This is a genomic window from Aeromonas sp. 600724, from assembly GCF_049175135.1.
In the GTDB taxonomy this organism is placed as follows: Bacteria; Pseudomonadota; Gammaproteobacteria; order Enterobacterales; family Aeromonadaceae; genus Aeromonas; species Aeromonas veronii_A.
This window is the reverse complement of sequence record NZ_JAAKUM010000008.1, coordinates 89,927-114,695: the sequence shown is the minus strand read 5'-3', so window position 1 is coordinate 114,695 and position 24,769 is coordinate 89,927. Positions and strand designations below refer to the sequence as shown.

Annotated in this window: 20 protein-coding genes; 2 read left to right on the top strand and 18 right to left on the bottom strand. The window is 59.5% G+C overall.

What is annotated here, in order from left to right; all coding sequences use genetic code 11:
* Positions 1-25 precede the first annotated feature (25 nt).
* The 8 genes from G5168_RS09525 to G5168_RS09490 form a co-directional block, all read right to left on the bottom strand.
* Positions 26-1,360: an MFS transporter gene (locus tag G5168_RS09525; protein WP_421173157.1), complete on the bottom strand. Its 1,335-nt coding sequence runs from the start codon at positions 1,358-1,360 to the stop codon at positions 26-28.
* A 27-nt stretch (positions 1,361-1,387) separates the two neighbouring features.
* Entirely contained in the window at positions 1,388-2,908 is a 1,521-nt protein-coding gene (gene uhpB, locus G5168_RS09520; RefSeq protein WP_227340821.1) for a signal transduction histidine-protein kinase/phosphatase UhpB, read from the bottom strand.
* Positions 2,905-3,495 carry a transcriptional regulator UhpA gene (uhpA, locus tag G5168_RS09515; protein WP_005334071.1) on the bottom strand — a complete coding sequence of 197 codons (591 nt, stop codon included), beginning with the start codon at positions 3,493-3,495 and terminating at the stop codon, positions 2,905-2,907. The genes uhpB and uhpA overlap by 4 nt, the downstream gene beginning before the upstream one ends.
* Positions 3,496-3,687: 192 nt before the next feature.
* The gene (gene rnk, locus G5168_RS09510) at positions 3,688-4,083 is read right to left on the bottom strand and encodes a nucleoside diphosphate kinase regulator (RefSeq protein ID WP_005334070.1); all 396 of its coding nucleotides are present in this window, start codon (positions 4,081-4,083) and stop codon (positions 3,688-3,690) included.
* Between the two features lie 245 nt (positions 4,084-4,328).
* Positions 4,329-5,066 (bottom strand): substrate-binding periplasmic protein, encoded by a 738-nt coding sequence (locus G5168_RS09505; protein ID WP_421252135.1) that lies wholly within the window; start codon positions 5,064-5,066, stop codon positions 4,329-4,331.
* Between the two features lie 82 nt (positions 5,067-5,148).
* On the bottom strand, positions 5,149-5,835 hold the full coding sequence (locus tag G5168_RS09500) for a hypothetical protein (RefSeq protein WP_421252150.1): 687 nt from the start codon (positions 5,833-5,835) through the stop codon (positions 5,149-5,151).
* 72 nt (positions 5,836-5,907) lie between these two features.
* Positions 5,908-7,299 carry an alkaline phosphatase gene (locus G5168_RS09495; RefSeq protein ID WP_421252134.1) on the bottom strand — a complete coding sequence of 464 codons (1,392 nt, stop codon included), beginning with the start codon at positions 7,297-7,299 and terminating at the stop codon, positions 5,908-5,910.
* Between the two features lie 11 nt (positions 7,300-7,310).
* Complete coding sequence (locus G5168_RS09490) at positions 7,311-8,708, bottom strand: alkaline phosphatase (RefSeq protein ID WP_421208172.1); 1,398 nt, start codon at positions 8,706-8,708, stop codon at positions 7,311-7,313.
* Positions 8,709-9,031: 323 nt separating this feature from the next.
* Between G5168_RS09490 and ylqF the strand changes: the two genes are divergently transcribed.
* On the top strand, positions 9,032-9,982 hold the full coding sequence (gene ylqF / locus G5168_RS09485) for a ribosome biogenesis GTPase YlqF (protein ID WP_113738707.1): 951 nt from the start codon (positions 9,032-9,034) through the stop codon (positions 9,980-9,982).
* Positions 9,983-10,140: 158 nt separating this feature from the next.
* On the opposite strand, the gene G5168_RS09480 is transcribed toward ylqF, so the two are convergent.
* From G5168_RS09480 to dinG, 3 genes are all read right to left on the bottom strand, one after another.
* On the bottom strand, positions 10,141-11,037 hold the full coding sequence (locus G5168_RS09480; protein WP_421252133.1) for a histone deacetylase: 897 nt from the start codon (positions 11,035-11,037) through the stop codon (positions 10,141-10,143).
* A 99-nt stretch (positions 11,038-11,136) separates the two neighbouring features.
* Positions 11,137-11,796: a DUF2057 domain-containing protein gene (locus G5168_RS09475; protein ID WP_216954052.1), complete on the bottom strand. Its 660-nt coding sequence runs from the start codon at positions 11,794-11,796 to the stop codon at positions 11,137-11,139.
* Positions 11,797-11,938: 142 nt separating this feature from the next.
* The gene (gene dinG, locus G5168_RS09470) at positions 11,939-14,011 is read right to left on the bottom strand and encodes an ATP-dependent DNA helicase DinG (protein WP_421252132.1); all 2,073 of its coding nucleotides are present in this window, start codon (positions 14,009-14,011) and stop codon (positions 11,939-11,941) included.
* Between the two features lie 394 nt (positions 14,012-14,405).
* On the opposite strand from dinG, the gene G5168_RS09465 reads away from it, so the two are divergent.
* A complete protein-coding gene (locus G5168_RS09465) occupies positions 14,406-15,455 on the top strand; it encodes a porin (protein ID WP_088869706.1) in 1,050 nt (349 codons plus the stop codon).
* Positions 15,456-16,022: 567 nt separating this feature from the next.
* Here G5168_RS09465 and tyrA read toward each other — a convergent pair.
* The 7 genes from tyrA to G5168_RS09430 all read right to left on the bottom strand — a co-directional run bounded on the left by tyrA (position 16,023) and on the right by G5168_RS09430 (position 24,769).
* Positions 16,023-17,150, bottom strand: a complete 1,128-nt coding sequence (tyrA, locus tag G5168_RS09460) for a bifunctional chorismate mutase/prephenate dehydrogenase (RefSeq protein WP_005334049.1) — start codon at positions 17,148-17,150, stop codon at positions 16,023-16,025.
* A gap of 132 nt (positions 17,151-17,282) precedes the next feature.
* Positions 17,283-18,356: a 3-deoxy-7-phosphoheptulonate synthase gene (locus G5168_RS09455; RefSeq protein WP_021231016.1), complete on the bottom strand. Its 1,074-nt coding sequence runs from the start codon at positions 18,354-18,356 to the stop codon at positions 17,283-17,285.
* A gap of 409 nt (positions 18,357-18,765) precedes the next feature.
* Complete coding sequence (gene glgC, locus G5168_RS09450) at positions 18,766-20,067, bottom strand: glucose-1-phosphate adenylyltransferase (protein WP_421252131.1); 1,302 nt, start codon at positions 20,065-20,067, stop codon at positions 18,766-18,768.
* 283 nt (positions 20,068-20,350) lie between these two features.
* Positions 20,351-21,268 (bottom strand): protein translocase subunit SecF, encoded by a 918-nt coding sequence (gene secF, locus G5168_RS09445; protein ID WP_005334046.1) that lies wholly within the window; start codon positions 21,266-21,268, stop codon positions 20,351-20,353.
* Positions 21,269-21,419: 151 nt separating this feature from the next.
* On the bottom strand, positions 21,420-23,222 hold the full coding sequence (secD, locus tag G5168_RS09440; protein ID WP_421252130.1) for a protein translocase subunit SecD: 1,803 nt from the start codon (positions 23,220-23,222) through the stop codon (positions 21,420-21,422).
* A 158-nt stretch (positions 23,223-23,380) separates the two neighbouring features.
* Positions 23,381-23,815, bottom strand: a complete 435-nt coding sequence (locus G5168_RS09435) for a hypothetical protein (protein WP_421252129.1) — start codon at positions 23,813-23,815, stop codon at positions 23,381-23,383.
* Between the two features lie 96 nt (positions 23,816-23,911).
* On the bottom strand, positions 23,912-24,769 hold the full coding sequence (locus tag G5168_RS09430; protein ID WP_160881458.1) for a DUF6279 family lipoprotein: 858 nt from the start codon (positions 24,767-24,769) through the stop codon (positions 23,912-23,914).

Sequence of the window (24,769 nt, the reverse complement as noted above, 5' to 3'; positions counted from 1 at the left end):
GATATAGCTCGTCAGCTGCCGTCCATTACTCTGACGCAGCTTGAGCTGTTCTCGGTGCCTGCGCCTTGAGGAAGGGGAGCAGCAACAGGGCCGAGACGCCCGCTGCCACCGAGATCACCACGAAGAAGCCGTTCCAGTGCCAGATCTCCATCACCTTGGCCAGCGGATAGCCTGACAGCGCCGCCCCCATGTAGGCAAACAGGCCGACAAAGCCGGTGGCGGCCCCCGCCGAGTTTTTGTGGGAGCACTCCGCTGCCGCCATGCCGATCAGCATCTGGGGGCCGAACACGAAAAAGCCGATGGTGAAGAAGCAGGCCGCCTGCATCACGTAGCTGAAGAAGGGCATCAGCCAGAGCGATCCCACCGCCAGCAGGATCCCCACCGCAAAGATGAGGTTCATCGGGCCACGGTTGCCGTTGAACAGCTTGTCCGATCCCCAGCCCGCCACCAGGGCGCCGATAAAACCCCCTACCTCGAACATGGAGATGGCCGAGTTGGCGCTCATCAGATTGAAGCCGCGCTGCTCGGTCATGTAGAGGTTGCCCCAGTCGTTGATGGCGGTGCGCACCACATAGACCAGCACGTAACAGCAGGCCAGCAGCCAGATATAGGGGTTGCCGAGCACATATTTGCGCAGGATCTGGCGATGGGAGAGCCCCGCATCCTGGGTCTGCTGGGCCAGCTCCATGGCATCCTTGCGCCACTCGCCCACCGACGGCAGTCCCATGGCCGCCGGGGTATCCCGCAGCCGCCAGCAGAGCAGCAGACCGGCTGCAATGGCGATAAGGCCGGGCACTATCATGCCGTAGCGCCAGCCATGCTGCAGGGCCAGGGTGCTGACGATAAGGGGGATGAGCGCCCCGCCGGCGTTGTGGGCTGTGTTCCAGGCCGACCACCAGACGCCCCGCTCGCTGCGCGAATACCAGCTGGTGAGCAGTTTGGAGCAGGGTGGCCAACCCCAGCCCTGAAAGAAGGCGTTGGCCACCCAGAGGGCGGCAAACATCCAGAGAGCGGACGAGAGGCCGAACAGGATATTGATGACGCCGGTGGCCATCAGTCCGACACCCATAAAGTAGCGCGGGTTGGCGCGGTCACTGATGATGCCGGAGAAGAACTTGGAGCAGCCGTAGGTGATGTAGAACAGGGTCCAGAGCATGCCGATGTCTGACTTGTCCAGCATGTCGCTCGCCAGCATGTCCGGCATGGCGAAGTTGAAACTCTTGCGGGTGAAGTAGAAGACCGCATAGCCCAGATACATGGTCAGCAGCAGATGCAGCCGCCAGTGACGATAGGTGGCGTCGATCTCGGCCTGCTCGCGGATCGGCGGTTGCGCCGGTGCGCTTCTCATAAAGCTCAGCATGGGGCTCCTCCCTGATGAAGGGCGAGGTTACTCATGGCTCTCCTCCCGCTTGCGGCAGGGGAGATTGACCGTCAACTGGGTGCCGTGGACGCAGGAGAGCTGCAAGGTGCCTCCCAGCGCCTGCACCCGCTCGCGAATACCGAGCAGACCATAGCCCTGCGCCGCGCGGCTTTGCGGCAAGCCGCGACCATCATCCTCCAGCACCAGCTGCAGCTGTTCTTCACCGTGCCGCGTCCGGATTGTCACCGAGTGGGCGTTGGCATGCTTGACCACGTTGTTGAGCCCCTCCTGACAGACCCGAAACAGGGTGACCCGCTGGGCATCAGAGAGATCGCTGTCCGCCAGCTGCCACTCCAGCCGGGTGACGATGCCGTGGCGCTCCAGCTCCAGCTCTCTGAGCAGTGCCCGTACCGCTTGCTCCAGGGTCATGTCGTCGAGCTGGCGCGGGCGCAGGCGACCGAGCAGACCGCGCACCGCGTCGTAGATGCCAAGGGAGAGGGTATCGATCAGGGCGCTGCTCTGGCCCACACCCGCATTGTCGGGGGCGAGGCGGCGAACAATACCGGCCTGGGTACGAATGGCTGTGATGGTCTGGCCGATGTCGTCGTGCAGCTCGCGCGCCACCTCCTTGCGGATGCTCTCCTCGGTCTCCAGCAACCGCTCGGTGAGTTGGCGATTGTGGGCAAGCTGGCGGGTCAGCGCCTGATTGAGCTCGCGCTGGCGCTGGATCCCGGCGCCCAGCAGCAGGCCGGTGAGACTCTGGGCCAGCAGGGAGAGCAGCAGATCGAGGGGGTGATCGTGCCAGGCCTGGCTCGCCAGCAGGGCGATGGTGTTCATCAGGGTTGCGAGCAGCGCCCCCTGCCAGCCGTAGCGCCACGCCATGGCGATGATAGGGATGGCCAGACAAAACGGGGTAAATCGCACCAGCGAGTTGGGCAGTCCCAGCTGAAGCCATAGGCTCAGCACGAATAACAGCAGATACCAGACCAGATGGCGAAAGCGCCAGTCTACCGGCTGATCCACCAGTGCAGGACCGAGCGGCACCCAGGTGGCGCGGGTAAGGTAGTGCCAGATCAGCATGCAGGTGGAGGTGAGGGTGAGCCCGCCGGTGAGGGTGAGCAGCAGGGCCGAGAGGCCATCTTCTCCCGCCAGATGCCAGAGCAGGGATTGCAGCAGGGCTGCCACCGAGACGGTGGCGAGCAGCAACAGCAGTTGCTGCCAGTCGTTGCGCACCGGCTGGCGGCGGGCAATCAGCAGGGGGAGCAGGGTGAGCAGGCTGCCGGTCAGCAACCACTGCCAGTGGGGCAGCCCAACCTCCAGATTGATCCAGTAGAGCAGCCCCCCTTCACAGAGCAGCAGCGGCAGCCAGTAGCGACCGGGACTTTGCAACAGCAGGCCGAGACGCAGGCCGAAGGGGAACAGCAGCACCGCCAGTGCCGGGCCGCCCGCCAGATGCAGGCTGATGCTCCACAGGCAAAACCAGCCGGCGGCAAAGATGAAGCAGGCCGCCAGCGCGATGGCGACATAGCTGGCAAAACGGGAGATCACCAGCTATCCAGCATGCGGTGGGCCAGCTCGACGTTGTTGCTGACCTTGAGCTTGTCCATCAGGTTGGCGCGATGGACGTGAACCGTCTTGGGGGAGAGTCCAAGCTGCTCGGCAATGGCCTTCACCTCCAGCCCCTGTGCCAGCAACTGGGCAATCTCCCGCTCCCGATTGGTGAGGGGATCCCGGCTGCTGCTGGCCAGTTTCTGGGCGATGTCCGGCGTCAGATAACACCCCCCCTGGGCGGCGGTACGCACCGCGGCGATCAGCTCGTCCGGACTGCAGCGTTTGGAGAGAAATCCCTTGGCGCCGGTTTGCAGTGCCTGCTCGATGAGGGCCGGGCTGTCGTGCACCGAGAGCATCACCACGGCCAGACCGGAGGGGAGCTGCTTGAGCAGATCCAGCCCCGATTGGTCGGGCATCGAGATGTCGCAGACGCAGACGCGCGCCCCGCTGCCGGGCAGGCCGGCAAGGGCATCGCTGGCGGAGCCGAATTCGGCGACCACCTGCAGGTCGGGCTCCAGATTGAGCAGTTGGGCAAAACCGGATCGGACGATCTGGTGATCGTCGATGAGGGCAATTTTTATCATGATGTCAGCCTGAAATTCGGTGCGTCATGACCATGACGCGGCCAACAAGATACCTGCCCCCCGAGTCAGGCTCAAGCAGCAGCAGGAAAAGGGGCTAAAAACCGGGGGGCAAGGTGCGCAAAGCTTGATCGGGATCAGCTGGCAAGGGCAAGCAAGCGGGCTGATCAACAGCGGATGACCAGCCCGGGGGACTCAACGGTGCAGCTCGCCGGCGCGTTCCGGCTGATAGACCACTTCCAGAATTTCTACCTCGATGGTGCGACCGGCCGGGCCCGGCCAGGCGATGCTGTCGCCTACTTTCAAGCCGAGCAGGGCGCTGCCCACCGGCGCCAGTACCGAGATATTGCTCTCGTCGCCCTTGGCATCGCGCGGGTAGACCAGGGTGAGGCAGAACTCGTTGCCGCTGCTCTGCATCTTGAAGCGCACCTTGCTGTTCATGGTGACCACGTCCGGCGGCATGTCGGCCGGTTCGCGGATCTCGGCGCGGTCCAGCTCCTCTTGCAGGGCCAGATGCTGCGGATGGTTGCCGAGCAGTTGTTCGATACGGTCCAGATCAAGGCTGGAGATAACCAGATGAGGTTGTTTCATAAGATATTCCTTATCAATAGCGGATAGGCCCATACCGGCGGGTGCAGGTTGGCCATCACGCAAAGTGTTACAAAAATGGATTCAACAGGTTCAATCGATTGAAAATGCCATGCCCCCAAGCGACTCGCGGCCGAAGGAGCGAGGCGGGGGCTCAGCAGGGTGTGAGCAAATGCGAGGAAATAGCGAGTATTTTCATGGGGCTACCATAACCATTCTGGCCGGCCTTGGCAACCGTGATTGAGTGACTACTCAGGAGCCTGATAGTTGTACTGACGGATGATCCGCGCCAGTGTGCCATCATGGCGCATCTCGTCGATTACGGCTTGCCAGCGACGCCCTTCGGTGAAGGGAAAATCCTTGCTGGCCGCGATAAATAACTGGGTACGCATCAAGGATTCGCCTTTTACTATCTCATCGATGGAAAATCCGCCCGTCTGCTGGTTGTAGAGGATGACGTTCCAGGCTGCGACCCAGGCATCGATGCGTCCTCGTTGCAGTTTGAGGGCATTGAGGTCTTCGGTGGCGACGGTTTGGCTGGCGAGATTCAGCCTCTGCTTGAGCAGATACTGGCCGAAGGAGTGACGCAAGGTGCCCACCTTGAGTGAAGGAAGCGCGTTTATCATGAGCGGGGTGGGATGCTTGTGGCGATTGCTGACAATGAGGAACTCTTCATCAAGGATGGGGGAAACCCAGTAGTAGAGATGCTCCCGTTGAGAGCTGCGTACTGGCGGTATCAGCAGTACATCCTTGCGATGGGCGGTTTGGGTGAGGGCTCGGGCCAGCGGCATCAGCTCGATGGTGAGCGGCTCTTTGAGGCGCCGGGCGGCCTCCTCCATGATCTCGATGGCGACACCGCTTGGTTTGCCGTGAGAGGAGCGAATGACGTAAGGGGGCAGCTCGGCCGCCACCAGCACAATAGCCTGGGCACCGGTGTTCACCAGCAACAACAGCAGGGTTAAAAAGGGCAGGCAGAGAGCGCGCATCAAGGTCGTGAGCCAGAGTCGAATATGCAGAGTGTAACATTCCTGCCTGCGTTGTCGTTGTGCCCGCTGAGGGGTTGGGATCTCAGTCGAAGAAATCCCGCAGATCGCGCACTTCGTAATCAGCGAGTTGCTGCCAGGGGAGCTGAGCAGGCAGCTTGCGCAGGGTCACCTCCATCCGGTAGCTGCGATAGCCGTCGAGACTGGCTGACTCGACCACCAGCGGGATCTGCCACTGACTCGACCAGAGAATCCGGGTTCGTTGCTGCCCTTCGCGCTTTTCATACCAGCGGGCCTGCTCGGGGGCGGCCTCATCCAGCGGGGTCATCCCCTCGAGCAGCGCCGGGTTGACGAGATGGCGGAGCCGCGGCCAGTCGGGTTTGAAGGCCACCTGGCCATACTCTTCCACCGGCACCTCAACCAGTTGGTTGTGCCAACTGTCGGCATAACGCAGCTGAAGTTCACCCTCATCACTGCGACTGACCCAGCGGGCCGCCATCTGGTGGGTAAAGTGCTTGTGGCCGGGGGGGGCGTCGTGAGTGGCGTGATAGGCACGGGCAAGGGGGAGGGGAATGAGCCGCTGGCTCCACACCTGATTGCCCACGCGCAGCCACTTCTCTTGCCAGACACTCTCTCTGGCGATGCCATCGCTGCCGGTGTTCCGGTCGTGATAGCTGATCCGGGCGGCGAGATCCGGGGGCGTGTCGTCAGCATGCAGGGGGAAGGCGAAGGTGCTGCCAAGCAGCCATAACGAAAGCAAAAGTCGCATCATCATCTGTCGCTCGAAAGAGCCGGGGCCCGGGCCGCTGAGTCGATTGCTCAGATGCACCCGGGCCCCTGCTGCTTACAGGCCGAGCGCCTCCCGCAGTTTGCCAAACACCTTGGTGTTATCCAGCGTGCCCTTGAAGCGGTTGCTGCCGGCGCCATCGGCAAACAGCATCACATCGCCGCCGCCGTGGGTTTCCGATGTCAGTTTGACGCCGGTCTCCTGCAGATAGTCATTAGCCATCACCTGATCGCTGGTGAGGACGGAACGCACATCGGGGCGGTTGGGGCCGTTACCGAACACCAGGGTGGTGAAGGGCTTGCCATCCACGTCGTTCTGGGTCGAGCCGTCGCCATTTTTCACCAGATCCAGCACCGGATTGCCCTTGGCGGAGTAGCCGTTAATGGTCATGGTGTGGTCATGGTCGGCGGTGACCACGATCAGGGTATTGTTGAGGTCCACTTTACCCAGCGCCGTCTTGACCGCCTCATCCAGAGCCACCGCGTCGGTGAGTGAGCGCTTGGCATTGGTGCCGTGCAGGGCGTGATCGATACGGCCACCCTCTACCATCAGGAAGTAACCCTGGCTGTTCTGGCTCAGCAGGTCGATCGCCTTGGCGGTCATTTCGGAGAGGGAAGGCTGGGTATTGGCAGCCCCTTTGGCGATCCGATCCAGCTCGTAGTCCAAGTGGGATTTGCTGCTGAACAGACCGAGCACCTTGCCGCTGGTGAGCTTGGCCAGTTCACTTTGGGTGGTGACATAGCTGTATCCCTGCGCTTTCATCTCGGCGGTCAGGTCGCGGTTGTCATTGCGACCGCCCTTGTTGCTGGCGCTGTAGGGAGTCCAGTGGTTGGCACCACCGCCCATCAGCACATCGACCCCATCCTTGAGGGCACTGTTATAGCCAGCGCCTCCCGGAACAGCTTGTGCAGCGATGTCATAGGCGGCATCCCGATGGCAGATGTGGGCGTAGGTAGCCGCCGGGGTCGCGTGGGTCAACTCAGTAGTGGTGACGGCCCCGACTGATTTGCCTGCCGCCTTGGCCAGCTCCAGGATGGTGGGCACCGGCTTGCCGTTGTCGCTGCTGCAATTGTTGATGGTTTTGTTGCCATTGACGTCTTTGCCGGGGGCGACGGCTTTGGTGTCGCTGCTCATGGCGATCACCTCGTTATTCATCTTGACCCCGGTGGTGTAGGCCGCCATGGAGGGTGCCGAGTCGGTGGTCTGGGCATCGTTGGAGAAGGTCTTGATGCGGGCACTGCGCGGCAGTTTCATCATCTCCAGATTGCCCTCTTCTCCCACCTTGAACAGGCGGGTGGCGGTGAGCACGGTGGGGCCCATACCATCACCGATAAAGAGAATGACGTTCTTGGCATCACCGGCCTGTGCCTGGGAGGTTGCGCCCAGCGCACTGAACAGGGCGGCGCAGACCAGCGTGTGCTTGATGGATGTGTTCATCTGTTTGCTCATGAAAGTGCTCCTTACAGCTTGGCCGCAGCCTTGATCTTGCCGAACACGGCGGTGTTATCGAGTGAGCCATGGAAGCTGTCAGCCCCCTTGCCGATGGCGCCGAGGAAGACATCGGTGCCGCCGTGGGTCTCGTTGCCGATCTCGCCCACCTTGACCACCACTTCCTGGTGGTAGTCATTGGCGGAGACGGTGGCATCGTCGAGTGGGGCGACGCTGCTGCGCGGGCCATCCAGCCGGTTGTAGCCGTTGCCAAAACCTATGATGGTGTAGGGCATGCCTTCGCTATCCTTGCTTGGCTCGCCAGTCTCGTAGTTCTTCACCAGCCCGAGTACGCCGGGGTTGTCGGCAGTGGTCTTGCCGGTGCGCTTGGCATAGCCGTTGAGCACTAGCGTGTGGTCGTGATCGGCGGTGACCACGATCAGGGTGTTTTTCAGCTCGGGGTCGCTCTTTTTCACCTCGTCGATGGCGGCTTTTATGGCGTTGTCGAAGGCGATGGTGTCCTGCAGCGCCCGCTTGGCGTTGGTGTCGTGCAGGGCGTGGTCGATGCGGCCCCCTTCCACCATCAGGAAGTAACCCTTCTCTTTGCCCTTGAGCTGCTTGATGGCGGCCAGGGTCATCTGGGCCAGTGACGGCTCGCTGGCGGGACGGTCCAGGTCATATTTCATGTGGCTGGAACCAAACAGACCCAGCAGCGGCTTGCCCGCATCGGCCTTGTTCAGCTCATCCAGATTGCTGGCAAACTGGTAGCCCTTGGCCTGCATTTCGCTGATGAGGTTGCGGCCATCCTCCCGCTTGCCCTTGTCGGCTTTGGGCAGGAAGAAACTGCTGCCGCCACCGAGCACCACATCCAGCCCCTCCTTGAGGGCGCTGTTGTAGCCTTTGCCGCCCGGTACCAGCTGGACGGCGATATCTGCCTCCAGATCCCGGTTGCAGATATGGGCATAGGTAGCCGCCGGGGTGGCGTGGGTCACCCGGGTACTGGTTACCACGCCGGTACCGCGGCCATCGGCTTTGGCCAGCTCCAGCAGGGTGGTCACCGGCTTGCCGGCGCTCTTGCTGCAGTCGCTTTCATAGGTGGCGTCGCCGTCCATGCTGATGACGCCGTTGTTGCTCTTGACCCCGGTCATGTAGGCCGCCATGGAGGGGGCCGAGTCAGTGACCTGGGCATCGTGGGAGAAGGTCTTGATAAAGGCCGTCTCTGGCAGGGTATCGATGGTGAGATCACCCTCTTCGCCGACACCGTAGATGCGGGCTGCCGTCAGGGTGTTGAGGCCCATGCCGTCACCGAGGAAGAAGATGACGTTGGTGGGTTGGGCTGCGGGCTTGGTCGCCACCGTGTCATTGTCTGATTTGCAGCCGGCAGCCAGGGCGGCGCCGATCATCACTGCAAGTCCTGCCATTTTTCTCATTGGGGTTCGCTCCTTGTAAAACCTGAGCGCAGCCTAGAGGGGGCAGATGACACTTTTACTGACTATCGGTGACGGTTGTGTGAAAAAGTGATGAAAATGTTACACTATATCAATGTGTTATCTATCAATTGAGCCAGTTGGTCCGGTCGCTTCCTGCAAGGTTGCTCCGCCTCGGCGGTTTGCTGATTTGAGGAGGTGATGGTTAGAATGACCTGTCAAAAGAGGCCCGCAGCAGGTAAAATGCGCCCCCTTCGTTCGATGCCCGCGGCAGAGCGCCTGTTGTTCCATGCGCGCGCCCGCAGCCCCCACAGAGAGTAACGGATATGTCCATCAACTGGTTCCCCGGTCACATGCACAAGGCCCGCAAAGAGATTGCCGAGGTCATGCCCCAGGTCGATGTGATCATCGAGATGCTCGATGCCCGCATCCCCTTCTCCAGCGAAAACCCGCTGGTGCCCGAGCTGCGTGGTGATACCCCGGTGATCAAGGTGCTGAACAAGGCGGACCTGGCCGATCCGGCGATCACCGAGCTGTGGGTGGCGCACATGGAAAAAGAGAAGGGGATCAAGGCGCTGCCGCTGACGCAACAAGAGCCGGAGAAGATCAAGCAACTGCTGACTCTCTGTCACGAGATGCTGCCGGAGCGCAATTTTGAGCTGCGCGGCGTGCGGGCGATGATCATGGGGATCCCCAACGTGGGCAAGTCCACTCTGATCAATACCCTGGCGGGGCGCATCATCGCCCGTACCGGCAACGAGGCGGGGGTGACCAAGTCCCAGCAGCGGATCAAGCTGGATAACAACGTTATCCTGACCGATACCCCGGGTTTTCTCTGGCCCAAGCTCAATCCGCCCTCCTGCGGTTATCGTCTGGCCATCACTGCGGCCATCAAGGACACGGTTTTCGACTATGCCGATATCGCCATGTTCGCCGCCGATTACTTCATCAAGGCCTATCCGGAGCGGATCAAGGCGCGTTACCAGATTGACGAGTTGCCCGAGACCGAGATCGAGCTGCTAGAGATGATCGCCCGCCAGCGGGCGTTTATGCGCAAAGGGGGGCTGGCCGACCTGCACAAGGCGTCCGAGATCCTGATTAACGAGTTCCGCTCCGGCTTGCTTGGCCGCATCTCGCTGGAGACGCCGGAGATGGTGAGCGTCGAGATTGTCGAAGCCGCGGCAGAAGCCGAGCAAAAAGCCAAAGAGAAGGCCGAGCGGGAAGAGGAGCGTCAGGCCCGCGCCCGTCGCAAGTACGCCCGCAAGCGTCAGAAATAGTTATCCTCAGGCGTCCCGAGCTTGCCTGACAACGAGCGAGCTTGTGTGACCGAGAGGACGAAACACGAAGAGGCGACCCCAGGGGTCGCCTCTTCTGTTTTATCTGGTGAAGTGCCCGCCCGACTCTGATGGGGTGTCCGCGCTATAAAGCCATGCCATCAGCCAAAACGGTGGCGCGCTATTTCAAACAGCGACATATGAAGCGGGATCAGCTGTTGCCAGTCGCGGCGATAGCCGCCACCGGGCACTGCCGCGATGGGCACGCCGTGCAGCAGTGCACAGTCAAACACCATGGCATCGCGCAGGCGAACCCCTTCATCGCTCAGGGAGAGATAACCAAGCTCGTCGGCATGATGCACATCGACGCCCGCCTGATAGAGGATGAGATCCGGCGAATAGAGCCGCAGTGCCAGTGATAGCGCCTGTTGCAGTGTGGTGAGATAGGCATCATCCGTCATGCCGCTTGGCAGCGGAAAGTCGAGGTGAGAGGCGGCTTTGTGATGGGGAAAGTTATGCTCCCCATGGAGGGAGAGGGTGATGATATCGCGCCGTCCAGCGCACAGGGCCGCACTGCCATCTCCCTGATGCACATCGAGATCGACGATCAGCACCTGTTCACAGCGCCCCTCGTCGAGGCAAGCCTGGGCCGCAATCACCAGATCGTTGAACAGACAAAAACCGCTGCCGTGATCCCGGTGGGCGTGGTGGTAGCCACCGGAGATCTGCAAGCCGCAGCCCTGCTCAAGAGCATGGCGGCTGGCGGCAATAGTGGCACCCACCGAGCGCAAGGTGCGCTCCATCAGCATGGGTGACCAGGGAAAACCGATCTTGCGGATGGCGCGCTCTTCAAGCTGGCCACTCAGGGCCGCCGCGACATAATCAGCATCGTGAATGCGACAGATTTGCTCCCGGGTGGCCGACGGCGCTTCGCCAAGGGGGTAACCCTGCACCTGCAAGCGCTCAAACAGCCCCTGATACTTGGCCAGCGGGAAGCGATGGCGTTCGGGCAGGGTCAGGGAGGAGTAGAGGGGGTGATAGAAAATATGCAGTGACATCAGGGCATTGTTCCATCGATGCAGAGATGAACCTAGATATGAAAAAGGGGAGCCAAGCTCCCCTTGTCATTCCCGACGGGTCAGGATGATGTTTCCGGATTACTGCTGCTGGATAACCCAGATCTGGAAGGCTTTGCGGGTTTCCGCATCGGCCTTGTTGTACCAGTTTTGCAGTTGGGTCAGGGCTTCCGGATTGCTTTGCGCCTTGCTGGGCGCGGCTTGGGCCGGTGCGCTGGCGGCAGCCATCACGGCAGCAGAGGAGACGGCAACGGTTTTGGGCTGGTTGAAAGCTTTGCCCATGTTGATCAGCTCTTGCTGATAGTCACGGGTCAGCTGGAAGCCCTCTACTTTCGGCATTACGAACTGTTCACTGCTCACTTGCTGTCCTGTGACCTTGTCTTTCAGCGCCACTTTCTGATCTTTCAGGAACTGTTTGGCTTCTGCTTCATTGCGGGGCTTTTTATAGTCCAGCACCAGCTGCTGATTGTCGGCTGCAGTGAAGTTCAGCACCAGCGGCTCGGCGGTCACCAGCTTGATTTCGTTACGGCTGGAGTAGTTGCCTTCAAAGGCGACGACCAACTGGTGCTTGCCGGCAGAGAGGGGGAAGGTGCTGGTTTTGTCGAGCAGCTGGGGGTTGATGGATTGGCCATCAATCAACTGCACGATGTAAGGGGTGGATACTTCCAGTTTGGCATCAGCCAAGGCGCTACCGGCCCACAACAGACCAGCCAGCGCCGGTACCAGAACAGTCAGTTTCATTTCATCTCCTTGAACAGTCAGGCGATTGCCCACTGAAAACAGGGGCTCATTTTTACAGGTTTGGTCTACTGCGGCAATGGCTCTTTCTGGAGGTGTATGTTCGTGCAGTTGTCAGTTCATTTATCAATAACGGCATGCTTATTTATTCGATCCGCCGTGTAAACGGGGGGAGGGCATCAAGTAACCCCTTGCCATAACGTTTGGTCAGCAGACGCCGGTCAAGAATGGTGACTCGCCCCCGATCGGCCTCTTTGCGGATGAGGCGGCCACTGGCCTGGATCAGTTTGCGCGATGCCTCCGGCACCGTCAGTTGCAGAAAGGGGTTGCCTCCTCGCTGCTCCACCCACTCGGCGGTAGCCTCCTCGACCGGCGAGTTGGGCACCGCAAAGGGGAGTTTGGTGATCACCAGATTGGTGAGGTAGTGACCCGGCAGATCCAGCCCCTCCGAGAAGCTGCCGGTACCAAACAGGATGCTGGCTTGACCGCCATCGCATTTCTGCTTGTGCAGGGTGAGCAGGGCATTGCGGGAGGCTTCCCCCTGCACCAGCAGTGACAGTCCCTTGGCTCGCAAGCCAACGGCCACCTCATTCATCTGGCGGTAGGAGGAGAAGAGCACCAGACTCGCCTCCTTGCCCGCCAGAATACGTGGCAGCACGCTGATGAGTTCATTGGTAAAGGCTGGTGAGTTGGGTTCGTGCTCCATCTTGGGCAGATAGAGCTCGGCTTTCTGGTAGTCAAAGGGGGAGCGCAGGCGCAGATAGCGGGTACCGTCGTGCTCCTTGAGCCCCACCTGATGGCGAAAATAACTAAAGGAAGAGAGTGCTGTGAGGGTCGCGGAGACCAGTACGGCTCCCAGACATTTCGACCAGAGCCACTCCTCCAGCAGATAGCCCACCTCTATCGGTGAAGCGTGCAGCCAGATATCGCCGTCATCGCTCTTGGCCATCCAGCGGGCGAGCGGGGTTTTGCCGGTCGGCACATGGCGCCCCAGCATCTCCCAGAGGGCGCAGAAACTCTCCAGCCGCTGCAGATGAAAACCGCTCTCTGCCAACAGGGGTTCGGCCTCCTTGCGGCGGATCTCGCCATCTTTCAGCGCTTCACCTATGGCCCCTTGCATCCGATCCAGCGCTCGCAGCGCCTTCTTGCTCGACTCCTTGAGATTCTCCGCCAGCATGGGCAGGGGATCCGGCAATACCCCTTCGACGAAGCGGTAGTGGGGTTCCGTGCCAAACAGCCGATCGTTGGCGCTGAGCCACTGCTCGACCGCCTTCAGATCAGGCTGGATGGCGGCCAGTGCATCCTGCAGTTTGAGTTGGGGGTCGAGCAGGCTCTCCTTATTAAGAGTCCGCGCCAGCTTGCCTGCACTTTGTACCAGCTTCTCCAGCCAGCGACGCGAGCCTTTGACGCTGGCCGACGCTGCGCCGTGATCCCGGGCGATGGTGGGCAGGTGATGGGCCTCATCCAGCACATAGATGCACTCATCAGGGGGCGGCAGAATGATGCCGCCGCCCATGGTGAGATCGGAGAGCAGTAGCGCATGGTTGACGACAAGCACATCGGCGCTCTCCATGTCGTTGCGGGCGCGATGAAAGGGGCAGTGCTGGTGATGGCTCAGCGCCTTGTTGCAGGTGTGGCGGTCTGCGGCGATGCGATCCCAGCAAGTGTCGGGAATGGGCTCCGGCCAGTTGTCCCGATCCCCGTCCCACTTGCCATTGGTGTAGGCCTGCCACAGCGCCTGGTAGCGATCCTTGTCGCTGTCCGATGGTTTGGATTTGCTCAAACTGCCAAAGTCGAGCTCGAAGTTGGCCATCTCGGCGCCACTGGCTGCCTGCTCCAGCAGATGCTCGCAACAGTAGCGTTGACGCCCCTTGACCAGCATAAAGCGAAACGGAAGCTCGCTGTGGCGGTGGTAAAAAGGAAGGTCTTTGTGGATCAGCTGCTCTTGCAGGGCCACTGTGGCGGTGGAGATCACCAGCTTCTTCTGGGTGAGTCGCGCCACCGGAATGGCGCCCTGCGCATAGGAGAGGGATTTGCCGATACCGGTACCCGCTTCGGCAACCAGAATACGGCGTTGTTTGTCGTACTCGCCGGTCAGGGTTTTGGCTATCTCGGCCACCAGAAAGTTCTGCTCTTTGCGCGGCACAAAACCGGGTAATCCATCCGAAATCTGGCGATAGGTTTGACGAATGGTTGCTTTGAGGCGAGTAGAGAGCATGAAGAGAAGGCCAGTTAGGGGTTAATCGAAGGACAAGGATACCCGCAACCCCTCGGTGAGGTCGAGGCAACAGCCATTATCACGGAGTTTTACGCTGATCAGACCACTTTGGTTGTTTATCAGGTAGTTAGCGTCATTTGCATGCAAAATAGACTATTTGAGTCCAAATAATCAGCAGGATTCATTGTAAACGTTTTCCTTTTACCTTGCCGTCAGGTGAGACTTGGCTCACATTTTTGCCTCCATGACTATGGTTTCCGTAAAAAGTTCCAAGTTTTTTCATTGCGGTTCAAAAAATCCGGTGCTAGTCTCGGCGGCATAGTGATGCAAAGAACATCGCTAACACAGGGAATAACAACAACTTAGTGTTTAATTACAGTAGGCATTGGAAACTATGAAAAAGACAATTCTGGCTATTGCCATTCCGGCTCTGTTTGCATCCGCCGCTAACGCCGCGGTGATCTATGACAAAGACGGTACCACTTTCGACGTATACGGCCGTGTACAGGCTAACTACTACGGTGAGCACGATGATACCGATGGCGAGCTGATTGGTTCTTCCCGTCTGGGCTGGTCCGGTAAAGTTGCTCTGAACAACACCTGGTCCGGTATCGCCAAGACCGAGTGGCAAGTTGCTGCTGAAAACTCCGACAAGGGCAGTGACGGTAAGTCTAGCAAGTTCGATGCTCGTCATATCTATGCAGGCTTTGACGGCACCCAGTACGGTAAAATCATCTTCGGTCAGACCGACACTGCTTTCTACGACGTACTCGAGCCGACCGATATTTTCAACGAGTGGGGCGATGCGGGTAACTTCTATGACGGTCGTCAGGAAGGCCAGGTTATCTACTCCAACACCTTCGGTGGTTTCAAAGGTAAAGTTTCCTACCAAACCAATGACGACGTAGCGGTCAAGATCACTGACGTTGGTCAGAAGGTCAAAGAAGATGCCATCTTTGGTTCCGACGTTAAGCGTAAGAAAGCTTATGCCGTTGCCGCCGGTTACGATTTTGACTTCGGCCTGGGCTTCAACGCCGGTTATGCCTACTCCGACCTGCAAAACAAAGTTAACGGTCAGACTGGTAAGAAAGACGAGTGGGCTATTGGCGCGCACTACGCTATCAATGGCTTCTATTTTGCCGGTGTTTACACTGAAGGCGAAGTGAAGAACAAGAGCCTGGGTCTGAAAGATGACGGCCGTGGTTACGAGCTGGCTGCTTCTTACAACGTAGATGCTTGGACCTTCCTGGCTGGTTACAACTTCAAAGAAGGCAAGGCCAACGCTCAAGCTGCCGGTTCTACTTACAAGGATCTGGTTGACGAGACCCTGCTGGGTGTTCAGTACGCTTTCACTCCGAAGCTGAAAGCTTACACCGAGTACAAGATCCAGGGTATCGAGAAGCATGACGACGAGTGGACTGTTGCTCTGCAGTACAACTTCTAATAAGTTGAACAAGAGTAATATCCAGGCTTGAGTCTTTGACCAGGCTACAAATGGCCGAGATAATTTCTCGGCCATTTTCTTTTTTGGCGACAGCGGATTGGCGCCATGATAAATCGCCGGATTGCTGTGTTAAGTGATCTTTGGCAAACCATTTGTCTCGGTTAATCTCTCCTGCTTCCTGCTTCCTGCTTCCTGCTTCCTGCTTCCTGCTTCCTGCTTCCTGCTTCCTGCTTCCTGCTTCCTGCTTCCTGTTTATCTCTTTGATGGGGAGTACACCGTTCTCCTTTGCGTCGTACAGCCTTGCTCGCAGCAGTTTGGTTTGACCGTTAGAGTCTGGCAGCCCTTGCAAGGGGCGGTGCTATTTGCGCGGATTGCGTGGATATTGAGGGGGCATACTTGCTGGATGTGAGGCAGCGCCAGGGGAGGGTATTGAGGCCAGTCAGCTGTGGGGGCTCGACGTAGGGCCGAGCGTGACTGACGTCAGTGTTTAAATCGGTAACAAATAAAATGGGAAGATGCCCAGGCATCTTCCCATTCTGGCGATATGAGGTAGCTGCTTTTGCAGGATCAGCCGTGTTGGCGGCGGTCGTTGGCCTGGGCCAGTAGCATGCGGCTTTCACGCAGGAACTGGTCGGCATGCTCGCCGAAGAAACCGGAGACTTGCGAGAAGGCATCGATGAAACCGTCTCTGTCCCCTCGTTCCAGCAGCCCCAGCGCTTCGCCGAAGTTTTGGTAGTAGCGACGGATCATCGCCAGATTCTGCGGTGACGACAAAATGATGTCGGCATAGAGGTGGGGATCCTGAGCGAACAGCCGCCCCACCATGGCGAGCTCCAGCCGGTAGATGGGGGAGCTCAAACTCAGCAGGCGATCCAGATTGGCCTGCTCCCGGGAGAGGTGCCAGCCATAGGCAAAGGTGGCGAAGTGACGCAGTGCCTGAATGAGGGTCATCGCCTCATCGTGGGCCTTGGCTTCTACCTGTTGCAAGCGGGCGCCCCAGATGGTCATCTGATCCAGCAGCCATTGGCTGGCGGCGGGGTCACGACCCTGGCAGCAGACGATCACCTGCTTGGCGAGACTCGCCACATCCGGCCCGAACATGGGGTGCAGTCCCAGTACCGGCCCTTGGTGCACCGCCAGCATATGTTCGAGCGGCGCCGCTTTCACGCTGGTGACATCGACCAGCAGGCAGTGGGCGGGCAGGTTGCCGAGGCGGTCGATGATCTGGCAGGTGATATCGATGGGCACCGCCACCATCACCAGACCGGCTCCGGCGAGGATTTCGTCAGCGCGCGGCCAGTCGGCTTGTTCCAGCGTCTCGACCCGATAGCCTGAGAGGCTGAACATATGGCCGAACAAGCGGCCAAGCTGGCCCTGACCGCCGATGATGACCACCTTGCCAAGATCCGGCTTTATGCATTTGAAGCCGGTATCTTTCTCGCTGGCATAAGATTCACGCATCACCCGGCGCAGCACGTCTTCGATGAGATCGCCGGGCACCCCCAACTGCTCAGCCTCGGCGCGGCGGCGGGCCAGCATGCTCGCTTCCCGATCCGGTGCATAGATGGGCAGGCCGTGGCGGCTCTTTACCTCACCCACTTCTCCCACCAGGGCCAGACGGGCGGCCAGCAGATCGATCAGCTGCTTGTCCACCGCATCTATCTTGTCCCTGAGTACATTCAACTCTTCAGCCATATCCAGTCCCTGCTGGCGCCGCGAGCGGCGCCCTGAAAATCAAGATGCAACAAGGTATCACGGCATGAGCGGCCAGATGCCACCTGCGGTGATACCCAGATTGTTCAATAGGTTACGACAAGATACCACGGCTTACCGTGCAGTTCTGCCCTTGAGGGGGTCAGCCAGCTGGTTGTGGCAGCGGGCGAGCAGGGTAGCGGTGGTGTCCCAGTCGATGCAGGCATCTGTGATGGAGACCCCGTAGCGCATCTGCTCCTTGGGCTGCTCGCTGGACTGGTTTCCCTCGAACAGGTTGGATTCGAGCATCACCCCGATGATGGAGCGGTTGCCCTCCTGGATCTGGTGGATGACGTTGTCGGCCACCTTGGGCTGCAAACGGTGATCCTTGCTGGAGTTGCCGTGGCTGCAATCCACCACAAGGCTCGGCAGCAGGCCCGCTTTCTCCAGCGCCTCTTCCGCCAGCGACACGTTGACCGAGTCATAGTTGGGATGTTTGCCGCCGCGCAGGATCACGTGGCCATCCGGGTTGCCCTGGGTCTGCAGCAGCGCAACCTGGCCCTGCTGGTTGATCCCCATAAAGGCGTGAGGGGAGGAGGCCGCCTGCAGCGCATTGATGGCAGTCCCCAGGTTGCCGTCGGTGCCGTTCTTGAAGCCGACCGGCATGGAGAGGCCGGACGCCATCTCCCTGTGGGTCTGGGATTCGGTGGTGCGGGCGCCGATGGCTGACCAGGAGAAGAGCTCCGCCAGGTATTGCGGGCTGATGGGGTCGAGCGCTTCGGTGGCCAGCGGCAACTCCAGCTCCGCCAGCCAGCAGAGCAGCTCGCGGGCACGGTGCAGCCCCAGCTCCACATCGAAGGTGCCATCCAGATTGGGGTCGTTGATAAAGCCTTTCCAGCCGACCGTGGTGCGCGGTTTCTCAAAGTAGACCCGCATGACAATGTAGAGAGAGTCCTGGTAGGCATCATGCAGCGCTTTGAGTCTGGTTGCGTACTCTTTGGCGGCGTCCATATCGTGGATGGAGCAGGGACCACAGATCACCAACAGCCGGTGATCGCGGCGGTGAATGATGTCGGCGATGGTATTGCGGGCCCCTTGCACGAATGCCAGCGCCTTGTCGGAGATGGGTAACTTCTCCTTGAGCTGGGCAGGCGTGATCATCACTTGTTCGGACTGGATATGGATGTTGTTCAGGGGGTCTCTTTGCATGATTTCATTCTCTCTACTGTATTAAGCCAAAAGCGATTGTACCCATATATTTACACTGGTACCTGCTTTGTTACGCAACCGCCCTCACCTTACCAAGGAAAAACAAACAATCAAGTGAAACTAGTGGGTTTACCACTAAAAAGTCAGATAAAGGAGCTGCTATATAGCGCGAACAGGAATAATACAGAGGGTTTTTCGGAGGGTTAATGGTTTTTGTGTAATTTAATGTTTACGATTTGAGGGCGTGAAGGCTGCGTTGCACAGCTGTTAACCCACAGTAAATGGTATCTCTGGGAGACTGCAACGCGATGGCAGTGATGGTGTGAGGTGGCTATCTGGTCAGCCATAGAAAGAGGGAGCCATAATGGCTCCCTTTGCGGTAGGAAGGGGGATCCCGTCTGGCTGCGGATCAGCGCTTTTGTTTTCCCTGCAGCTCTTTGTTCAGGCGAGTGAGCATCCCCTGGGTGACCAGCACTATGCCCTGCTCGGAGCGGTGGAAGCGACGTGCATCTTCATCGGCGTTCTCACCGATCACCAACCCTTCCGGCAGCTTGCACCCCTTGTCGATCACTACCCGACGCAGCCGGCAGCCGGCACCAATCTCCACACCCGGGAAGATAACGGCCTGATCCAGAGTGCAGAAGGAGTCGACCCGTACATTGGTGAAGAGCACCGAGCTCAGGATGAAGGAGCCGCTGACGATGGTGCCGCCCGAAAACATCGAGTTGATGGTCATGCCGTGCTGACCGTTTCTGTCCTGCACGAACTTGGCGGGAGGGGTCATGTTCTGGCTGGTCCAGATGGGCCACTCCTGATCGTAGATATCCAGCTCCGGCGTGACGGAGGCGAGATCCATGTTGGCTTCCCAGAAGGAGTCCACGGTGCCCACGTCGCGCCAGTAGGGACGGCGATCCGGACAGCAGCCGACACAGGACATGCCAAACGGGTGAGCGAATGCGGTGCCCTCTTTCACCACGCGGGGGATCACGTCCATGCCGAAATCGTGATGGGACTGCTCGTTGGCAATGTCCTCTTCCAGCAGCTGATAGAGATACTCCGCATCGAAGATATAGACGCCCATGGAGGCCAGCGCGGTGTCGGCCTTGCCCGGCATGGCGGGCGGGTTAGCAGGCTTTTCGACGAAGGCGTTGATCTTGCGATCATCATCCACCGCCATTACCCCGAAGGCGCTTGCTTCACTGCGTGGCACCTCGATGCAGGCAACGGTCACCTTGGCGCCCATATTGACGTGGTCGAGCAGCATGGCAGCGTAATCCATCTTGTAGATGTGATCGCCTGCCAGCACCACCACATATTTGGGGGCGTGATCGCGGATGATATCCAGATTCTGGTAGACCGCATCGGCGGTACCCCGATACCAGTTCACCTCATCCACCCGCTGCTGGGCAGGGAGCAGATCGATAAACTCGTTCATCTGGTAGCGCAGGAAAGACCAGCCCGATTGGAGATGGCGCAACAGGCTGTGGGATTTGTACTGGGTCACGACACCGACCCGACGGATGCCGGAGTTGATGCAGTTGGAGAGCACGAAATCGATGATGCGGAATTTGCCGCCGAAATGAACGGCAGGTTTTGCACGGTTGTCGGTTAACTGTTTGAGGCGACTACCCCGCCCTCCTGCGAGTACCAAAGCCATGGTCTCGTTCAGCAACTGTCTGGATTTTGCTGTATTGGCAGGTTGTAACAACATCTCATATCCCTTTGTAGATAAATCACTACAATGTTGCCTCCTTTGAGCCCTCAAGAAAGTGCTTTCAGTCACATTTTATGGTTTCTGACGTAATAAAATGACCTTTTTGTTATTAAAAATGACGGGTTGAGCCGTCATTGCTTTCAATATGGTCAGTTGTCAATTGAAGCGAGCCGAACGACAAAATGGGCGGCGAGAGAGGAGGGATGAAAAAGCCCCTGCCAATGGTTGGCAGGGGGCCCGGTTTGTTGAGGCCCGGTGAGCCGGGCCTGGTTAACAAGGTTCAGGCTGCGTTGGCCAGTGGCTCCTCGCTCTTCTTCTGGTAAGCCTGCGGGGTGAGGCCCAGCAGCTCCTGCACGGTCGAGGCGACGGTAATAGAGGAGACGGTGCCCACCAGGATCCCGGCAAACAGGGTGAAGGAGAAGCCGTAGAGGGCGTCACCACCAAACAGCAGCAGAGCGCCCACGGTAAACAGGGTGGTGCCCGAGGTGATCATGGTGCGACTGAAAGTCGCCTTGATGGCCACATCGGAGCACTCGTGGATGCCCATCTGGGTACGCGAGCTCAGCAGATCCCGCAACCTGTCCGAGATGACGATGCTGTCGTTGAGGGAGTAGCCGATCACCGCCATTAAACCGGCGATGATGTTCAGATCGAATTCGATCTGAAAGAGTGACAGCAGCCCCAGCGCCACGATGGCGTCATGGACTACCGAGAGCAGGATGCCGATGGCCTGACGCCACTCGAAGCGAAACGCCAGATAGGCCGACATCGCCAGCGAAGCGACCAGCACGGCCAGCATCCCCTGCTGGAACAGCTCGGCACCCACCTGAGGGCCGACGATGGTGGTGCGCAGCAACTCGACCGGCATCCCCAGCTGTTGGGTCAGCATGGTGGCGAGATCCGCCGCGGGCCAGGGTAGTTCGTGGGGGGGCAGTTTGATCAGCCACTCGCCGGGAATACCGGCCGAGCTCAGCTCAACGGCTCCCGCCAGCGGGGAGACCAGCATGGCATTGAGCTCATGGGCCTCTTTCAGGGTCTGGATATGAAACTCCAGCAGGATCCCGCCGGTAAAATCGAGCCCCAGTGTCAGGCCGTTCACCAGCAAGATGGCGACGCTGGCCACGGTCAGCAGGATGGAAGCCCACAGGCCGATATAGCGCCAACGGGTCAGTCCCATGGCAACGATCATTCTCAACATAATTCTCTCCTTGGCCAGCCAGCATCAGGCTGTTGGCCCATCACGACGTGTCGCGACACGCCGGGAAAATAGTGTTCTGCTTTGGCCGCTCCGGCCATATCCATGGCCGATGGCGCAGTCAAAGCCGCTCATCAGAGGGACTGCTGTCCCGTTACACCTTCAGCGTGCGCTCGCTGCTGCGTCCCCACAGGGGGTTGATGATGGCGCGCGTCCCCCAGATCCCGGTGATCATGCTGGAGAGCAGACCCAGAATGAGGGTGATGGAGAAGCCCTGCAGCGGCCCGGAGCCGATGGAGTAGAGCACCACGGCGCAGATGAGCGTAGTGATGTTGGCATCGAAAATGGTGTGGAAGGCCGAGCGATAGCCAAAGTCGATAGCGTTGGCCAGTGAGCCCCCTTCTCGCAGCCGGTCCCTGATCCGCTCGAAGATCAGCACATGGGTATCCACCGCCATGCCCACCGTCAGTACCAGACCGGCGATCCCCGGCAGGGTCAGCACGGCACCCGGCAGCACTGCCAGCATGCCGACCTGCATCAACAGGTTGGCGACCAGCGCCGTGATGGCAACCCAGCCGAATTTGCGGTACCAGGCCATCATGAACAGCATCATGCCCGCCATGCCGAAGGCCAGCGCGGTGAAGCCCGCCTCGATATTCTGCATCCCCAGCGTCGGGCCAATACTGCGTTCTTCCAGGATCTTGAGCGGGGCGGTGAGGGCGCCGGCACGCAGCAGCATGGCCAGCTCTTGCGCCTCCGGCAGACTGCCAATGCCGGTGATGCGGAACTGGTTGCCAAGGGCGGTCTGGATGGTAGCGACGTTGATCACCTCGCTCTGGGCGCGCAGTTTGCCCTGAGCGTTGGTTTTGTACTCGGTGAAGACGGTTGCCATCGGCTTGCCCACATGCTGGCGGCTGAACTGGTTCATCTTGCTGCCACCCAGGGTGTCGAGCACGATGTTGACCTGGGGTTGACCCATCTCGCCCATGTTGGCGCGGGCATCGACGATGTGCTCGCCGGTGAGTACCGGCTTGCGTGCCATGCCGACGGCCTGACCGTTGCGATCGGCGATATAGAAATGGCTATCGGCTTTGGCCTCGTAGAAGGCCAGCGAGGCGGTGGCCCCGATCACCTCTTTCGCCTGCTTGGGGTTGTGCACCCCGGGCAGTTCGATACGGATGCCATCTTGGCCCTGACGCACCACCGAGGCCTCGACGATGCCGAGTTCGTTGATCCGTTTTTTCAGGATCGACAGGTTCTGGGTCACGGCGTTGTTGACCAGCAGGGTGCGCTCAGCATCGCTCAGCACCAGTTTCAGATCATTGCCGGAGCGGGTCAGCTTCCACTGATCCTGACGGGTACCGGCACTCTCTTTGATGATAGAGAGCCAGCTCTCCTGTTCGGCCACCTCCGGCAGGGTGACGGCTACGGCGCCCTGTGTCGTGCGCGTGACGCTGGCGCCGCGCAGGTTGGCTTCACGGAAACGGGTGCGCAGGGTATCCACCAGATTCTTGGTCTGACTGTCGATGACAAAGTCCACGTCCACCCCGATCAGCAGTTGGGAGCCGCCACGCAGATCGAGCCCCAGCCTGATGGGGTCGGCGCCGAGGCGGGTGATCCAGGCCGGCGCGTTGGAGTGAAACTCCAGGGTCAGGGCGGCACTGTCGACCCCTTGCTGCTCCAGCAACTGCTTGGCGCGCTGCTGTTCGCCCTGGCTGGCAAAGACCAGCTCGACTCGCTCGGGTTGCTCAATTACCTTGATCGGGGTCAGGTGTTTGTCGTTCAGCAGCATCTGTTGCTGGGTGGTCAGGCGCTGCTGTCCGTGCAGACCAAGGGAGGGCTGCTCACCGAAAAAGGTGGGCAGGGAGTAAAAGGTAAAGGTCAACAGCATCAACAGCAGCAGTGCGTACTGCCACTTGCTCATGCGGTTGAGAACGGTGCGATTGCTCTTTCTCATGGCAAACAAGCCTCTGTCAGGAGAATGGTGCCTAGGCCGATAGCAACAAGGCTCGGCAAGGCGCAAAAAATGGGATGCATCAGATGAGGATCAGGCAGCCGCCGGATCCGTCAGGAAGAGGAGATGAGCAAACAGTGGATGTGCCAGCCCCTCCGGGGTCAGGCGTTCAGATAGCTCTGGGTGAAGCGGTACTGCAGATGTTGGCGCTGTAGATGGCGCCGATGGATCGCACCGAAGCGATCGCGAAAACTCTGTTTGTGATAGAGCTCGGGTGCCAGCATCAGCCAGCCGAGCAGCAACAGCAGGATGGCTTGGGCCGACCAGCTCTGGATCAGCTCGTAGACCACACTCTTGGGCTGGTTGTCACTGCGCAGGGATTGCTCAAAACGCAGCAGGTGATTCTGGTTGGTCGCAACAAACTTGATGATGCCATCATCGCTGTCGCTAAGCTGATTGAACACCTGAGTCTGCTGCTGTTCACTCTGGGGAGATGCGGGTAGCAGCGGGCCTTCCATTCGGGCGATGGAACAAAGCAGGGTGAGGGCGATAACCAGAGTTACCAGCACCAGTTTTACTTTGTCGATAAGGCGCAAAAAGTTAATTCCCGATAAATAGAAAGGGCAAACTACCACATGCGCCCGGTTTGAACAAGGTTGCCCCGGGCGCATGGCACCATTCGGTGCTGGCTGTCAGCTGCCGCTCATCTGCTTGAAGTCGCGGGCATAACCCTTGAGCAGGGAGTAGAGATGAGCCCGCTGGGAGATATCCAGCGACTGGCTCATGGCGCTCAGCCAGTTGACGGTACGCTGGCGCGACTGTTCGGTATAGCCGGTAAAGCGGCCATCCATCAGCCCATCCCCCTCGGCCAGCAGGTCGGTCAGTTCACGGGTAAAGTCGGGACTCTGGCGCTGCTTCATCAGCCTGTCCAGCTCCTGGGTCCAGGACTCCTGAAACTCGAGCCAGGGGGGCATCAGCTCGTATTGCCATTCGGCCCACTGGGCCACCAGTGGCGCCTGTGCCGGTTTCACCTCACCAATCCAGAACTCGAGTCGCTTGTTCATCTTGTCGCGAAACTCTGCCAGCATCTGCTCTTTGGGCTCAGTGGCAAAGTCCTTTTGTCGCTCCTGTTGCCGCTTGACCCGATCGGTCATAAAGCGGGCCACCTGCTCGTCGGTCAGGGTGCGCGCCAGCCTGACCGCGCGGGGGATAGTGTTCTCCAGCGTGCGGGTCAGGCTCTGCTGCACCGCATCGAGATTGGTCGAGATCTGCTCCGGCGTCATGGGGCTGGCCACCGCCTTGGCCAGTACATCGAGATCCTTGGCGTAGCGCGGCAGCTCGTGCTGGCGGTGCCAGGCCATCAGCCCCTTCACTTCGCGGCTGAGCAGATCCTTCTGCGAATAGGAGAGGGCAAAGTAGTCATCCAGCTGCCAGATGATGGCGGTATCGAGCCAGTAGTAGATCACCCGGGTGGAGCAGCCGGTCAGCAGCAGGCCGATCAGCAGCAGACCCCAGGTTTTCGGCTTGTGCCAGCGCACCTTGTTTATCAT